This is a genomic window from Alteromonas sp. G4i35 (genome assembly GCF_054960375.1).
This window is the reverse complement of the sequence record NZ_JBHNZD010000006.1, coordinates 117,872-133,859: the sequence shown is the minus strand read 5'-3', so window position 1 is coordinate 133,859 and position 15,988 is coordinate 117,872. Positions and strand designations below refer to the sequence as shown.

At 46.0% G+C, this 15,988-nt stretch carries 10 protein-coding genes; 8 read left to right on the top strand and 2 right to left on the bottom strand.

Going from position 1 to position 15,988, the window contains the following annotated elements:
- The first annotated feature begins 55 nt into the window (after positions 1-55).
- The 5 genes from rpoC to tuf all read left to right on the top strand — a co-directional run bounded on the left by rpoC (position 56) and on the right by tuf (position 8,836).
- Positions 56-4,228 (top strand): DNA-directed RNA polymerase subunit beta', encoded by a 4,173-nt coding sequence (gene rpoC, locus ACFI6L_RS05190; RefSeq protein WP_071816177.1) that lies wholly within the window; start codon positions 56-58, stop codon positions 4,226-4,228.
- A gap of 309 nt (positions 4,229-4,537) precedes the next feature.
- Entirely contained in the window at positions 4,538-4,912 is a 375-nt protein-coding gene (gene rpsL, locus ACFI6L_RS05185; RefSeq protein WP_014951037.1) for a 30S ribosomal protein S12, read from the top strand.
- A 75-nt stretch (positions 4,913-4,987) separates the two neighbouring features.
- Positions 4,988-5,458 (top strand): 30S ribosomal protein S7, encoded by a 471-nt coding sequence (gene rpsG / locus ACFI6L_RS05180; protein ID WP_014951036.1) that lies wholly within the window; start codon positions 4,988-4,990, stop codon positions 5,456-5,458.
- 27 nt (positions 5,459-5,485) lie between these two features.
- Complete coding sequence (gene fusA / locus ACFI6L_RS05175) at positions 5,486-7,588, top strand: elongation factor G (RefSeq protein ID WP_014951035.1); 2,103 nt, start codon at positions 5,486-5,488, stop codon at positions 7,586-7,588.
- Positions 7,589-7,651: 63 nt separating this feature from the next.
- The gene (tuf, locus tag ACFI6L_RS05170; protein WP_014977498.1) at positions 7,652-8,836 is read left to right on the top strand and encodes an elongation factor Tu; all 1,185 of its coding nucleotides are present in this window, start codon (positions 7,652-7,654) and stop codon (positions 8,834-8,836) included.
- A 244-nt stretch (positions 8,837-9,080) separates the two neighbouring features.
- Here tuf and ACFI6L_RS05165 read toward each other — a convergent pair whose 3' ends face one another.
- The gene (locus tag ACFI6L_RS05165) at positions 9,081-9,968 is read right to left on the bottom strand and encodes a TraB/GumN family protein (RefSeq protein ID WP_069945090.1); all 888 of its coding nucleotides are present in this window, start codon (positions 9,966-9,968) and stop codon (positions 9,081-9,083) included.
- Between the two features lie 405 nt (positions 9,969-10,373).
- Between ACFI6L_RS05165 and ACFI6L_RS05160 the strand changes: the two genes are divergently transcribed.
- The 3 genes from ACFI6L_RS05160 (at position 10,374) to ACFI6L_RS05150 (ending at position 14,586) form a co-directional block, all read left to right on the top strand.
- On the top strand, positions 10,374-11,339 hold the full coding sequence (locus tag ACFI6L_RS05160) for an alpha/beta hydrolase fold domain-containing protein (protein ID WP_462573551.1): 966 nt from the start codon (positions 10,374-10,376) through the stop codon (positions 11,337-11,339).
- A gap of 261 nt (positions 11,340-11,600) precedes the next feature.
- Positions 11,601-13,814 (top strand): TonB-dependent receptor, encoded by a 2,214-nt coding sequence (locus tag ACFI6L_RS05155; RefSeq protein ID WP_462573550.1) that lies wholly within the window; start codon positions 11,601-11,603, stop codon positions 13,812-13,814.
- Positions 13,815-13,905: 91 nt separating this feature from the next.
- The gene (locus ACFI6L_RS05150) at positions 13,906-14,586 is read left to right on the top strand and encodes a Fe2+-dependent dioxygenase (protein ID WP_462573549.1); all 681 of its coding nucleotides are present in this window, start codon (positions 13,906-13,908) and stop codon (positions 14,584-14,586) included.
- A 56-nt stretch (positions 14,587-14,642) separates the two neighbouring features.
- Here ACFI6L_RS05150 and ACFI6L_RS05145 read toward each other — a convergent pair whose 3' ends face one another.
- Positions 14,643-15,740: an alpha-hydroxy acid oxidase gene (locus ACFI6L_RS05145; protein ID WP_462573548.1), complete on the bottom strand. Its 1,098-nt coding sequence runs from the start codon at positions 15,738-15,740 to the stop codon at positions 14,643-14,645.
- Positions 15,741-15,988 lie beyond the last annotated feature (248 nt).

The window sequence follows — 15,988 nt, the reverse complement described above, 5'->3', positions numbered from 1 at the left end:
AGATGGCCCGGCGCTTGCGCCGGGCTCTAGAGACTGACTCCGCTGGGAGAGTAATGTGAAAGACTTATTAAAGTTTCTAAAGCAACAAAACAAGACTGAAGAATTCGATAATATTCGAATCGGTCTGTCTTCACCTGACATGATCCGTTCATGGTCATTCGGTGAAGTTAAAAAGCCTGAAACAATTAACTACCGTACGTTCAAGCCTGAGCGTGACGGTCTGTTCTGTGCGCGTATCTTTGGTCCGGTTAAAGACTACGAGTGTCTTTGCGGTAAGTACAAGCGCCTTAAGCACCGTGGTGTTATCTGTGAGAAGTGTGGCGTTGAAGTTACACTGACTAAAGTACGTCGTGAGCGTATGGGTCACATCGAGCTAGCTAGCCCGGTAGCACACATCTGGTTCCTGAAATCACTTCCGTCTCGTATCGGCCTAATGCTAGATATGACACTTCGTGATATTGAACGTGTACTTTACTTTGAATCATACGTGGTTACAGAGCCAGGTATGACTACGCTTGAGCGCAGCCAACTTCTTAACGAAGAAGAATACTTGGATGCACTTGAAGAGCACGGTGATGAGTTTGAAGCGAAGATGGGTGCTGAAGCAGTATTCGATCTTCTTACAGCACTAGACGTAGACGCAGACGTTGCGGCTATGCGTGAAGAGCTGCCTTCAATCAACTCTGAAACTAAGCGTAAGAAAATTACTAAGCGTCTTAAGTTGCTTGAGTCATTCCAACAGTCTGGTAACAAGCCAGAGTGGATGATCATGACGGTTCTTCCGGTACTTCCACCAGATTTACGTCCTCTAGTACCACTAGATGGCGGCCGTTTTGCAACGTCTGACCTTAACGACCTATATCGTCGTGTTATTAACCGTAACAACCGTCTTAAGCGTCTTCTAGACCTAGCTGCTCCAGACATCATCGTACGCAACGAAAAGCGTATGCTTCAAGAGTCTGTAGATGCGCTTCTAGATAACGGACGTCGTGGTCGTGCGATTACCGGTTCTAACAAGCGTCCACTTAAGTCGCTTGCAGACATGATCAAAGGTAAGCAAGGTCGTTTCCGTCAAAACCTTCTTGGTAAGCGTGTTGACTATTCAGGCCGTTCTGTAATTACCGTTGGTCCTACGCTACGTCTTCACCAGTGTGGTCTTCCTAAGAAGATGGCACTTGAGCTATTTAAGCCTTTTATCTACGGTAAGCTTGAAGGTCGTGGTCTTGCGACAACAATTAAAGCAGCTAAGAAGCTTGTAGAGCGCGAAGCACCAGAGGTTTGGGACGTACTAGACGACGTTATCCGCGAACACCCGGTACTACTTAACCGTGCACCTACACTTCACCGTTTGGGTATCCAAGCATTCGAACCAACACTAATCGAAGGTAAAGCGATTCAGCTTCACCCGCTAGTGTGTGCGGCGTACAACGCCGACTTCGATGGTGACCAAATGGCGGTACACGTTCCGTTGACAATCGAAGCACAGCTAGAAGCACGTGCACTTATGATGTCAACGAACAACATTCTGTCACCTGCGAACGGTGAGCCAATTATCGTACCTTCACAGGACGTTGTATTGGGTCTTTACTACCTAACGCGTGACAAAGTAAACGGCTTAGGCGAAGGCATGGTATTTACCAGCCCGAATGAAGCAGAAAAAGCATACCGTACAGGTAATGCTGAGCTTCACTCTCGCGTTAAAGTACGTATTACAGAATACGACATCGATGAAGATGGCAACAAAACTGAGAAAGTTACGCTAACTGACACGACTGTTGGTCGTGCGATTTTCTCATTGATCCTTCCAAAGGGTCTGCCGTTTGAAATCATCAACCAAGCGATGGGCAAGAAGCAAATTTCAAAACTATTGAATGCTTGTTACCGTACGCTAGGTCTGAAAGACACAGTAATTGCTGCTGACCAAATCATGTATACCGGTTTCCACTACGCGATGATCGCGGGTGCGTCTGTTGGTATCGACGATATGGTTATCCCTGCTGCTAAGAAAGACATCATCGACGCAGCAGAAGCAGAAGTTATCGAAATTCAGGAACAGTTCCAAAACGGTCTTGTTACCGCGGGTGAGCGTTACAACAAAGTTATCGATATCTGGTCAAATGCCAACGAAAAAGTTGCTAAGGCCATGATGGATAACCTTAAGACTGACATCGTAATTAACCGCGATGGCGAAGAAGAAGAGCAATCATCATTTAACTCAGTTTACATGATGGCCGACTCGGGTGCTCGTGGTAGTGCCGCTCAGATTCGTCAGCTAGCTGGTATGCGTGGTCTGATGGCTAAGCCAGATGGCTCAATCATCGAAACCCCAATTACGGCGAACTTCCGTGAAGGTCTGAACGTACTACAGTACTTCATCTCAACTCACGGTGCTCGTAAAGGTCTTGCGGATACTGCACTTAAGACAGCTAACTCGGGTTACCTAACGCGTCGTCTAGTAGACGTTGCACAAGACTTGGTAATCACTAACGACGACTGTGGCACATTCGAAGGTGTTCAAATGACACCACTAATCGAAGGTGGTGACGTTGTTGAGCCACTACGCGAGCGTGTACTAGGTCGTGTGGTAGCAGAAGATGTACTTAAGCCAGGTACTAACGAAGTACTAGTAGAGCGTAACGTTCTTCTAGACGAAGCGTTAGTAGACATGCTTGAAGCTAACTCAGTTGACCAAATCATGGTTCGCTCGGTAATCACTTGTGACAACGACTTCGGTGTTTGTGCTAAGTGTTACGGTCGTGACCTTGCACGTGGTCACATGGTGGGTAGCGGTGAATCGGTTGGTGTTATTGCAGCACAGTCAATCGGTGAGCCAGGTACACAGCTTACCATGCGTACGTTCCACATCGGTGGTGCGGCATCAAGAGCATCTGCTGAGAACAGCGTACAAGTTAAGACGGCGGGTAGCCTTAAGCTACACAACGCGAAGTTCGTACGTAACTCTGACGGCAAAGTGGTTATCGTTTCTCGTTCAACAGAACTTACTGTTATCGACGAGCAAGGCCGTGAGAAAGAGCGCTATAAAGTACCTTACGGTGCTGTACTTAGCGTGGATGACGGTGCAACTATTGCAGCTGGCGACGTTGTTGCTAACTGGGATCCGCATAGTCACCCAATCATCACTGAACGTGCAGCTAAGATCAGCTTCGCAGACATTGATGACTCTAACACTGAAATGCAGCAAGACGAGCTTACTGGTCTAACCCGTATCGTTGTTAAAGACCTTGCGAAAGTAAACTCTAAAGAGCCTAAGCTAATTCTTGAAAGCGACGAGTTCGGTCTTCAAGAAATTCGTCTTCCAAGCTTCACAACCATCGAAGCGAAAGAAGGCAAAGTGGCTAACGAAGGTGACGTGCTAGCACGTATTCCTCAAGAAAGCTCGAAGACTCGTGATATCACGGGTGGTCTACCGCGCGTTGCGGACCTATTTGAAGCTCGTAAGCCTAAAGAGCCTGCAATCCTTGCAGAAATCTCAGGTACTATCGGCTTCGGTAAAGAGACCAAAGGTAAGAAGCGTCTTGTAATTACACCTGCTGAGGGTGACGCATACGAAGAGATGATTCCTAAGTGGCGTCAGCTTAACGTATTCGAAGGTGAGAAAGTGGAAAAAGGCGAAGTTATCGCTGATGGTCCAGAGTCTCCACACGATATCCTACGTCTACGTGGTATCTCAGCTGTAGCAAACTACATCGTGAACGAAGTTCAGGAAGTTTACCGTCTACAGGGTGTTAAGATTAACGATAAGCACATTGAAGTAGTTATCCGTCAGATGCTACGCAAGTGCATTATCACTAATCCAGGCGATACGCAGTTCCTTGAAGGCGAACAGGTTGAAGTATCGAACGTTAAAGTGGCTAACCGTGAAATTGAAAAACACGGCAAGATCCCAGCGCAGTACGAAACACAGCTGCTTGGTATCACTAAAGCGTCACTGTCTACTGAGTCATTTATCTCAGCGGCATCGTTCCAAGAAACAACACGTGTTCTAACTGAAGCTGCGGTTCAAGGTAAAGAAGATGACCTACGCGGTCTGAAAGAAAACGTAATCGTTGGTCGACTAATTCCAGCGGGTACAGGTTTCGCTTACCACGAACGCCGTGCACAACGTCGCAAAGAGCAAATCGAAGAAATGTCAGTTTCTGCTGCTGAAGCAGAACAGGCACTAACCGAAGCGCTTAATGCTGGTGCAGACGAAGATACTGCCGAATAAGGCAAGATCATAGGAGTACGTTAACGTACTCCTAACAATTTGGCAGTCATGTTGTACAGATTGCAGATAAATTAACTGCTTAACCTTTGTACACCTTGACAGTCAGAGCGATGATCTTTAATATTCCGCGACCCGATTTTGGATAGCCAATAAGTGGCTCGATAAACGGTCGCGGTTTTTTGTATCAGCGCTCAGTGAATGTTGACGAGCACAATATTCACAAACAAGAGCGATTAAACAATTAATCGCATTAATATGGACCCAATCACAGTGATTGGGTTTTCGTAGTTTTTAATCAGGAGCTAGTTAATGGCAACAGTTAACCAGTTAGTGCGCAAGCCGCGTAGAAAGCCCGTTGAAAAAAGCAACGTAGCTGCTCTACAAGCTTGTCCACAAAGACGTGGTGTATGTACTCGTGTATATACTACTACGCCTAAGAAACCAAACTCTGCACTACGTAAAGTATGTCGTGTACGTCTAACTAACGGTTTTGAAGTTTCTTCATACATCGGTGGTGAAGGTCACAACCTACAAGAGCACAGTGTAGTACTTATCCGTGGTGGTCGTGTTAAAGATCTACCAGGTGTTCGTTATCACACAGTTCGCGGTACTCTTGACTGCGCAGGTGTAAACGATCGTAAACAAGCCCGTTCTAAGTACGGCGCGAAGAAGCCTAAGTCATAACGGTTCTCCGTTAGTAAGGCCAAACTGAAGTTTAAGAGTTTTGGGTTTTCCCTGAATTCATACGGAGAATAGAAAATGCCAAGAAGAAGAGTCGTAGGTCAACGTAAAATCCTACCAGAGCCAAAATTTGGTTCACAACTGCTTGCGAAATTCATGAATGTCGTAATGCTCGACGGCAAAAAGTCAGTCGCTGAAAAAATCGTTTACGGTGCGCTTGATATTGTTGCTGAAAAAACCGGCAAAGCACACCTAGATATCTTCGAGGAAGCGCTTGATAACATCCGCCCAACAGTAGAGGTTAAGTCTCGTCGTGTTGGTGGTTCTACTTATCAGGTTCCAGTTGAAGTACGTCCAGTTCGTCGTAACGCGCTAGGTATGCGTTGGATGGTTGAAGCTGCACGTAAACGTGGCGAAAAGTCTATGGCACAACGCCTAGCGGCTGAAATGCTAGACGCAGCAGATAATAAAGGTTCAGCGGTTAAGAAACGTGAAGACGTTCACCGTATGGCCGAAGCAAACAAAGCGTTTGCTCACTACCGTTGGTAATCAACGTTATTTAACTGAGAGAGATTTATGCCTCGTAAGACCTCGATTGAGCGTTATCGCAATATTGGTATTGTGGCTCACGTGGACGCGGGTAAAACCACGACCACAGAGCGTGTTCTGTTTTATACAGGACTGTCTCACAAAATCGGTGAAGTGCACGATGGTGCTGCTACCATGGACTGGATGGAGCAAGAGCAGGAGCGTGGTATTACTATCACGTCTGCTGCAACGACTTGTTTCTGGTCTGGTATGGAGCAACAGTTCGATCAACACAGGATCAACATCATCGACACCCCTGGACACGTTGACTTTACTATCGAAGTAGAGCGTTCATTGCGTGTACTAGACGGTGCAGTTGTTGTTTTCTGTGGGTCTTCTGGGGTAGAACCTCAATCAGAGACAGTCTGGCGACAGGCTGACAAATATCAAGTGCCACGCCTTGTGTTCGTTAATAAGATGGACCGGGCTGGCGCTGATTTTGAACGTGTTGTGGGTCAAATCCGCAAGCGTTTAGGCGCAAACTGTGTTCCGATTCAAATCAACATGGGCGCTGAAGAGAATTTTCATGGCGTCATCGACCTTGTGAAGATGAAAGCCATCAACTGGAATGAAGAAGACATGGGTATGACATTTACCTATGAAGACATTCCGGCTGAATATTTAGATACCGCTGAGCAGTACCGTACCGAAATGATCGAAGCGGCTGCAGAAGCATCTGATGAGCTAATGAATAAATACTTGGAAGGTGAAGAGCTTTCTGAGGAAGAAATTCGTTCAGGCCTTCGTCAGCGTACGCTGAACAACGAAATTGTTCTTGCCACCTGTGGCAGTGCCTTCAAAAACAAAGGTGTTCAGGCAGTACTAGACTCTGTTATTCATTATCTTCCGTCTCCAACAGAAGTTAAGGCCATCACTGGTGTACTTGACGACAAAGACGAGACAGAAGCAGAGCGTCATTCAAGCGACGATGAGCCGTTCTCAGCGCTAGCATTTAAAATAGCGACCGACCCATTTGTGGGTACGCTAACCTTCTTCCGTTGTTACTCTGGTGTAGTAAACACGGGTGATACGGTTTACAACCCTGTTAAGGGCAAGCGTGAGCGCTTTGGTCGTATTGTGCAAATGCACGCGAAAGACCGTGAAGAAATTAAAGAAGTACGCGCAGGTGACATCGCTGCGGCCATTGGCCTTAAAGATGTAACAACCGGTGATACGCTTTGTGACCCTAACCATGTTATTACGCTAGAGCGTATGGAGTTCCCAGAGCCGGTAATTTCAATTGCGGTTGAGCCTAAGTCGCAAGCTGACCAAGAGAAAATGGGCATAGCCCTAAGCAAGCTTGCAGCTGAAGATCCGTCATTCAAAGTGAAAACTGACGACGAGACAGGCCAGACGATTATCTCAGGTATGGGTGAACTTCACCTTGATATCATTGTCGACCGCATGAAGCGCGAATTTAAAGTTGAATGTAACGTAGGTAACCCTCAGGTTGCTTATCGTGAAACCCTTCGTAAATCTGTTGAAGTTGAAGGGAAGTTCGTTCGTCAGTCAGGCGGCCGCGGCCAATTTGGTCATGTATGGCTGCGCATTGAGCCTCAAGAAGAAGGTTCAGGCTACGAATTTGTGAACGAAATCGTCGGTGGTGTGGTACCAAAAGAGTTCATTCCAGCGGTCGATAAAGGAATTCAGGAGCAGATGCGAAGTGGTGTTCTTGCAGGGTATCCGGTACTTGATGTAAAGGTTACGCTGTTTGACGGTTCATACCACGATGTTGACTCTTCTGAAATGGCGTTTAAGATCGCCGGCTCTATGGGTTTCAAAAAAGGCGCCGCAGAAGCAAATCCGGTGTTACTTGAACCCACAATGAAAGTTGAAGTGACTACTCCAGAAGACTGGATGGGTGATGTAGTTGGTGACATTAATCGTCGCCGCGGCATGATCGAAGGTATGGAAGATGGCGTCGCAGGTGTTAAAATAATACGTGCTAAAGTGCCGCTTTCAGAAATGTTTGGCTACGCAACTGACTTGCGTTCACAAACACAAGGTCGTGCTTCATACTCAATGGAGTTCTTCAATTATTCTGAGGCGCCGAACAATGTGGCGCAGGCTATTATTGAATCTAGAATTTAATCTAAATGAAGGTTCGGTCCGGTCTATTGGTGGGTCGGACTTTTAACTTAGGAAACGAGAAAAATGGCAAAAGAAAAGTTTGAACGTACGAAACCCCACGTAAACGTGGGTACAATCGGCCACGTTGACCACGGTAAAACTACGCTAACTGCAGCAATCACTACAGTTCTTTCAAAGACTTACGGTGGTAACGCACAGGCTTTCGATCAAATCGATAACGCACCTGAAGAAAAAGCACGTGGTATCACCATCTCTACTTCACACGTAGAATACGATACTCCTACTCGTCACTACGCACACGTAGACTGCCCAGGACACGCTGATTACGTTAAAAACATGATCACTGGTGCTGCTCAGATGGACGGTGGTATCCTAGTAGTAGCTGCGACTGATGGCCCTATGCCACAAACTCGTGAGCACATCCTACTTGGTCGTCAGGTTGGTATTCCTTACATCATCGTATTCATGAACAAGTGTGACATGGTTGACGATGAAGAGCTTCTAGAGCTAGTAGAAATGGAAGTTCGTGAACTTCTTAACGAATACGAATTCCCAGGTGATGACCTACCAGTTATCCAAGGTTCAGCTCTTAAGGCGCTTGAAGGCGACGCAGAGTGGGAAAAGAAAATCATCGAGCTTGGTGAAGCGCTTGATTCATACATCCCAGAGCCAGAGCGTGCAATCGACAAGCCGTTCATTCTTCCAATCGAAGACGTATTCTCAATCTCAGGCCGTGGTACAGTTGTAACGGGTCGTGTTGAGCAAGGTATCATCAAGGTTGGTGAAGAAGTAGAAATCGTAGGTATCAAAGATACTACTAAGACTACTTGTACTGGTGTTGAGATGTTCCGTAAGCTTCTTGACGAAGGCCGTGCAGGTGAGAACGTTGGTGTTCTTTTACGTGGTACTAAGCGTGATGAAGTTGAGCGTGGTCAAGTACTAGCTAAGCCTGGTTCAATCACTCCACACGTTAACTTCGAAGCAGAAGTATACGTACTATCTAAAGATGAAGGTGGCCGTCATACTCCATTCTTCAAAGGCTACCGTCCACAGTTCTACTTCCGTACAACTGACGTAACTGGTGCTGTAGAGCTTCCAGAAGGCGTAGAAATGGTAATGCCTGGTGACAACCTTAAATTCAAAGTTGAGCTAATTGCTCCGATTGCGATGGAAGAAGGTCTTCGTTTCGCAATCCGTGAAGGTGGTCGTACAGTAGGTGCTGGTGTTGTATCTAAGATCCTAGACTAATCTAGACTTAGCAACACAAGCCAAAAAAAGCGCACTTAGGTGCGCTTTTTTTATGCCTGCGATTTAGTTCGTGATTGTTGTGCCCTCTGAAACACGCCGTAAAGCCATCCTTGCTTTTATGTAAGAGCTCCGATACCGCATCCCTGCGGTGTCAGGTTCAGAGAGCGATTTCCCTCTGTAATAGACATAAAAAAGCTAGGACTATGCCTAGCTTTGATATTTAGGTCGGTAGCAACAAGGGGGGTTACATTTGCTCGACTTTGTAGCCTTTCGCTTTTAATAAGGCGATAACACTGTCATCGCCAACTAGGTGGCCAGCACCGACTAAGACAAATTCTTGGTCATCATCTCCAAACATGGCTTCGATTTGAGGTAGCCAGTTTTGGTTGCGCTTAGTAAAAACATCGTCGTACGAAGCGGGAGACTCACGTTTGAATGTGTCTACCACCACTTCATCGATTTTCTGAGTATTCCCTTCTCTCCATGCTTTTATGGTGCTTTTAAGCATGTCTTTTAGCTCTGGTAGCGTTTCCAAAGTTTCAGAAATGAGGCGGTCTTCTTCACCGGCTCCCATATTGGCAAGCATACTGATTTGAAAATCTAACGATTCCAGATATTCACTGGCTTTTCCGTCGCGAGCAGCTAACTGCATGAAGTAGGCATCTACACCTTGTCCAGCTAACTGAGAGCGTTGTGCTTCCATAGCTACCAGCATTGATGCAACCATGCCTGGCTTAAATTGCGCTAACTGATCGGCTGTTGCGCCAAAGTTGGCTAAATAAACATTGAGAGCCTGATAGGTCTCTTCTGATACATCATCTTTAAGCGACTTACCGTCTTTGTAAGCTAGCCCAGCCATCATTTTTTGCTGACCTTCAATATCCGTTGGGGCAGGCATTTTTACTTCAAAAACTAATGTGTCACTTTTTTCATAGGTTTCAGTGAACGTAGCGGGCAATGGAAATTCAGAGATTGGCAGAATATGTATTGTACCACCTACATAAACTGCATCATCGCCTTTCGACACTTTCCAAACCGAGGTCTGGTCGTGCTCTACATTTCCTGCAAAGGCTGTTGCCGAAATAGCGAAACTTGCCGCCATTGCCCATTTACGAAGGGGTATTCTTTTCATTGTATATATCCTTATTAACTATTCTACCAAGATGTCTTAGAGTGTATTGGCTACATGCAGCTTAATTCTTCCTGTCTGCCCCCAAAACACACTGCGCTCGACTAGTATTTCCAATCATATCAGATGCACAACCAAGTAAGGACTGATCTTCAATACAGATTTTATTACTCTTTGTTGTGTCACTTTGATGTAGAACCACTATACCTGCGGTAACACGCCGCGGTCGCGAACATTTCAACTCTCGCTGAGTGAGTAATTATCTCTGCGGACTGGTATAAACTATATGTTAAAGCTTCGGGCGAGTGAATACGTTACGCTATGCACTCCATATTCGGTGTAGGCTGGTAGGATTCATACATTCTTGGCACCAACTCGCTGTTTATTAACTTTAACACTTCAAAAATAATGTCAAAACCTAACGAACCAAAAACACAGACCGTTAGTGATGCTCTTAAGCATGCTATCGAAAAATTTCCGACGACACCTATCGCAGAGGTTAAGGCAACGGTACCTCAAGATGCTGCTAGTTGGCGGGACCTCGTGCAGCAACGAAATGCGCAGCAAAAGAAAAAAATAAAGAACATGCGTAAACAATTAGGTGTCAGTGTGGAATTACTGGAAATAGCCGGCGTAACAGTTCGTAAGCTCACACCGAAAGAGGTGTCACCGCATTTTGAAAACCATGTTTATATAGACGTGCATGGGGGCGCCTATGTATTTTTTGGTGGCTTACCGAGTATTGAAGAAGGGTTATTGATTGCATCACGGTTAGGAATAACCGTATTGAGTGTAGATTACGCTATGCCGCCACATGCCCCAGCACCTGCCGCGCTTTGTGATTTAAAAGCTGTATACCTAGCGCTTTTAGATAGCGTTGACAGTCGTCGCATACTCGTTGGAGGGACATCCGCAGGCGCCGGGCTGGTTCTTGCACTTGTACAGTCACTGGCCGCCGAGAGTATAAGCCTTCCTTGCGCTATCTATACAGGCACACCATGGGTAGACTTAACGCAGGCAGGGGATAGTCGACAAGTTAATGAAGGTGCTGATCGTGTGCTGGTTACCTACGAAGGGCTACTACAATCTGCGGCAGCGCTTTACGCTGGAACTATCGACTTATCACACCCTAGTGTTTCGCCTATTTATGGCGACTTTACTTCGTTTCCGCCTGTTTTCATCGTGGCAGGAACACGCGATCTATTTTTAAGCGATGCAGTCCGTCTGCATAGAAAAATTCGCGATTTCAACGGTACGAGTCAACTTGAGATTGTGGAAGGGCTGTCTCATGCGGAATACCTCATTGCCCATGAAACTCCAGAGTCTTATATGACTTATGATGAACTAAGGGCATTTTTCTTACAGCATCTCTAGCTCAATTCTACAAAACCATACTGTTACAAAACATCTTTAGCCAATGAAAAAGAAAGCCATATAAGCTTGTGCTTATTCTTAATCAACCCGCGTTTTATCAGTTCTGACTGTCAGTTTAGTGTAAATTTGTAAAAGCATATGCAAATAATAATAATTTGCATTTAGTTTGATCTCTCTGTATTTTACTCGGTGCCAAAATTCAACTCGGTACATTTAGGCATTTAATCACACACTTAAAAGCACTAAAGGGACTTCTTTTTCATGAAGAAAATGAATACAAAAAAAAGCGCACTAGCGCTGACAGTCACCGCAGCAATACCATTTGGAACCGCACTCGCTCAACAAGAGAATACCGCAGTTCAAGAGTTAGAAACCACTAAGGTTCAAGCTACCGAAGAAGCGGGTTATAAAGTTGACGAAACCTCTTCAGTAAAGCTAACGCAACCCATCGCGAATACCCCTCGTTCGATCAACGTGATTTCAGAGCGCCTTCTTGAAGATCAGGGGATTACCAACTTAAACGATGCGCTTCGAAACGTTGCAGGCGTATCAACGTTTGGTGGTGGTGAAGGTGGTGGCGGTGTCGTGTCTGCCAGCGACAAGGTCACCATTCGTGGTTTTGATGCACGCTCAAATATCTATGTAGACGGTATTCGCGATATAGCCGGTTACAGCCGCGATACCTTCAACTACGAAGCTGTAGAAGTTATCAAGGGCGGAAGCGGCTCGTTAGACGGCCGCTCTACCGGTGGTGGTAGCGTTAACCTGGCAACTAAACGTGCGCGACTTGAGGATTTTGGTGCAGTGTCAGGTCGCTATGACTCCTTCGAAAACGCACGTGTAACACTGGATTACAATAAGAAGCTTTCTGAGAATGTTGCCGGCCGTTTAAACCTGTTATACAGCGATGGCGGTGACTTCTTTGACAATGGCGTTGAGGAATACCAAACCACTGGTGTGGCGGGCTCATTACTTTATAAAGTGAATGAAGCAACAGACATAAACCTTGATGTATTTGTGATGGAGCAGGATAACGTTCCGGTGCTTGGTCTTCCCTTCCTAACTTCAGCGGCTGCAGAAGCTACAGGTCAGCCCGAAGGACCGATAGATTCGGGTTTATGGGACGAATATTACAGTGTGCCGGGCCGTGACTTCGAAGAAGTGTCGACACAAATGTACACCTTAGTTATCAATCACAAAGTAAACGACGTGGTAACGCTTCGTAGCCAAACCCGTTTTGGTAGCAACGAAAAAGAGTCAGTAATTGGTCGTCCGTGGTGGAATTCAGGTGAAGAAGCTAACCTATTGAATGCTGAGCGCTTGCAAGCATTGGACGAAGAGACTGATTTATTTGTATCACAACTAGACGCAATTCTTTCACTTGAATCAGGGGCTTTGAAGCATCGAGTTGTGCTGGGTGCAGAAGTAGCAGAAGAAGAGCGTACCAGTTTTGGTGTGACAGCAAATTACACCTATGTCGATGGGCAAGGCAATGTGTTGGAAGCTCCCACCATTAACCCGTTCGACTTGCAAAACAACGTGTTTGTAACAGGTGGCACAACGCGTAGCGGCAATGACACTTCGGGCGATGCGAGCACGGTAGCCTTATATCTTCTAGATACCATCAAAGTCGGTGAGCACCTTCAAGTAGACATTAACGCGCGTTATGACGATTTTGATATCTCCGGTTCTGCGTGTGGTCGACGTAGCGGTTGTTTCGATGGGCTCGACGCTCAAGACAGCTACTTTAGCTACGGTGCAGCGGTGAGCTATATGCCTACAGAGAACGGTAATATTTACCTAAGTCACAGTAATTCTAAGCAGCCGCCCGGCGTAGCGTTAGCGCTATCAACCAACGCAGCACAAAATGCGGTAAGGCCTGAAAATGCAGTAACCACTGAACTTGGTGTGAAATGGCAGTTCTTTAACGACCAGCTACTTGTTAGCGGTGCTGTGTTTGAAACTACGAAAGACGTGGTCGATTCACAAAATATTGAAGACGGTGTCACAGTGTATTCGCTAGCGGGTGAGCAAGAGTCTAAAGGCTATGAAGTCAGTGTTACAGGTATGCTAACGGACTCACTATCAATCTCTGCAAACTATGCGAGTTTAGATACTGAAGTTACCCAGGACACGACAGCGGATTCTATCGGTAACGGTCTACAAGCGTCGCCAGATGATACGGCTAACATTTGGGTTAACTATGCTGCAATGGATAACAAACTGAATGTGGGCGGTGGTATCTATTACAACTCTGGTGAAACCTACTGGCGCAGAAATACGGCTTATTTCACGGTCGATTCTTACACTACGCTTTTCCTAATGGCATCTTATCAAGTGACAGAGGATCTAAAGCTTCAGTTAAACGTTGATAACTTAACAGATGAAGAGTACGTGGTAGATTACAGCGCTAAAGGGCACTTCCGTCCAGGGAACCCTCGAAGTGTAGCTGTCTTTGTTAACTATACTTTCTAATTGAGTATTCGTTATTATAAAACCAGTCTTAGGTAAAAAGACCTCTGGCTGGTTTTTTATATTTTACTCGCTTTGCCACAATGGGAACATCATGCTGGTTAGAATTGAGAACTTCCTTACCAAACAAGAAGTCACCGATGCGGTGTCGCTTCTTGAGAAAGCCGATTGGGTTGATGGCGCTGTAACAGCGGGGCATTTAGCGTTACATGCTAAGAAAAACCTGCAGTTGCCTGAAGATTCTCCCACGGCACGTCAGCTCGGAGATTTCATTTTGAGCTTGATGGGTCAGTCGCAGCATATTCTTGCAGCAGGATTACCAAACAAAATATACCCTCCCATGTTCAACTGCTATCAGAGTGAAGGAGAGTTTGGCGATCATATCGACAATACCATTAGGCGAGTGGCAGGAACTGCTGTAAAGGTTCGTACGGATATCTCAATGACGGTTTTTCTTAGTGAGCCCGAAGAATATGAAGGGGGAGAACTCGTAATCCAAGATACCTATGGAGAACAACGTGTAAAGTTCGCTGCGGGCGATATGGTGATGTATCCCTCGACCAGCTTACATAGAGTGACGCCAGTTACAAAAGGCCGTCGACTCGCGTCCTTTTTTCGGATGCAGAGTTTAGTAAGAAGTGCTGAACAACGCCGTATTCTGTACGACTTAGATATGAGTATTCAGGCACTTAGCGCCGAGACGCCTAATAACGCTGAAATTGTCAGGCTTTCGGGTGTGTATCACAATCTGTTAAGACAGTGGAGTGAAACCTAAGCTTAAAGACCTGCAAGTAATGCGTGTTTGCGCGGTGAAATTTTCTAAGAAATTGACTAAGCTGTGGGCCATAAACAGTGCTTATTTATTTCTTCTATGGAGCCTACGCCGCAAAGCGCCATTGTCATTTCAAGCTCGTCTCTCAACAATCGAATAGTGTGAGCAACACCTAATGCCCCCGCCGTGGCTAACCCGTACATCAGAGGCCGACCAATAAGCACGGCGTTAGCACCCAGTGCCATGAGCTTTACCACATCAGCGCCTCTGCGCACACCGCTGTCGGCCAGTACCATCATTTCATCACCAACCGTTTGGCGAATAATAGGAAGCATTTCTACCGGTGAAGGCACGCTGTCCAAAGCACGGCCGCCGTGATTCGACACTACAATACCCGCTACGCCAAGTTCCGCTGCTTTTTGAGCGTCCAGTGGATTAAGAATACCTTTCAACACAATGGGCAATGACGTGTGTTGCTGGATAAAAGCAATATCTTCCCATATAGGAGCCTGTGCCATAAGCCCTTGAAATACCACGCTCTTGCCTTCTCCAGGGGGTGCTAAGGGAGGAGGCGTATCTATATTGACCGCGCGCACATTTGGAGGGAGCGAAAATTCAGTTCTCTGCTCACGGTTTCGCAAGCCGTTAATTGGCGCATCGATGGTGATTACCAATGCTGAAAACTGAAAGTGCTCTGCTTTTTGTATGAGTTCTAGAGTTTGTGAACGGGTAGGTTGAACATAGAGTTGAAACCAGCGGGGGCTTTCCACCTGATTAGATATATCTTCAAAGGAGCAACTGGCTAGTGTGCTCATCACCCATAAGCCGCCTTGAGCTTGTGTTGCCATCGCCGTCGCAATCTCACCATCGGGATGCGCTAACGCTTGATAAGCAACAGGCCCTGAAATTATAGGGTGTTCAAACTGCTGCCCTAACAAGGTGGTTTTAGTTCCCCCCAGTTTGACATCTTTCAAAGCGCGGGGAAGTAAACACAGGTCGTCTAGTTTTTCTCGATTTCTTCGCATCGACAATTCATCTGCAGAGCCACCGGCAATATACGCCCACGATTGTGGAGTTAGTCGCTCCCGAGCCAGGTTCTCGTAATCAGACAGTGCTGCAAGGGTTTTAGGAATTGTATTTAGCGGTGTTTTAAGCATATTCGTCAGTTTTATGTAAAGAAAGTAAAAAGCCTTTCAATATTAATTAAATTGCAAATGATAATAATTGTCATTAAGATGCAGTGCGATTTGAGCACGATTAGCCACTTCTTGCAAATAAGAAGAGAAATAAAGCGATGAAAATTCCCTATGACAGACAGGGGATGCAAGTTTCTACGGATAGTCTCACTTTTGGGCATTCTTTCTTGGAATAACAATAATCACACCAATTGCCCTAACTCAAATAG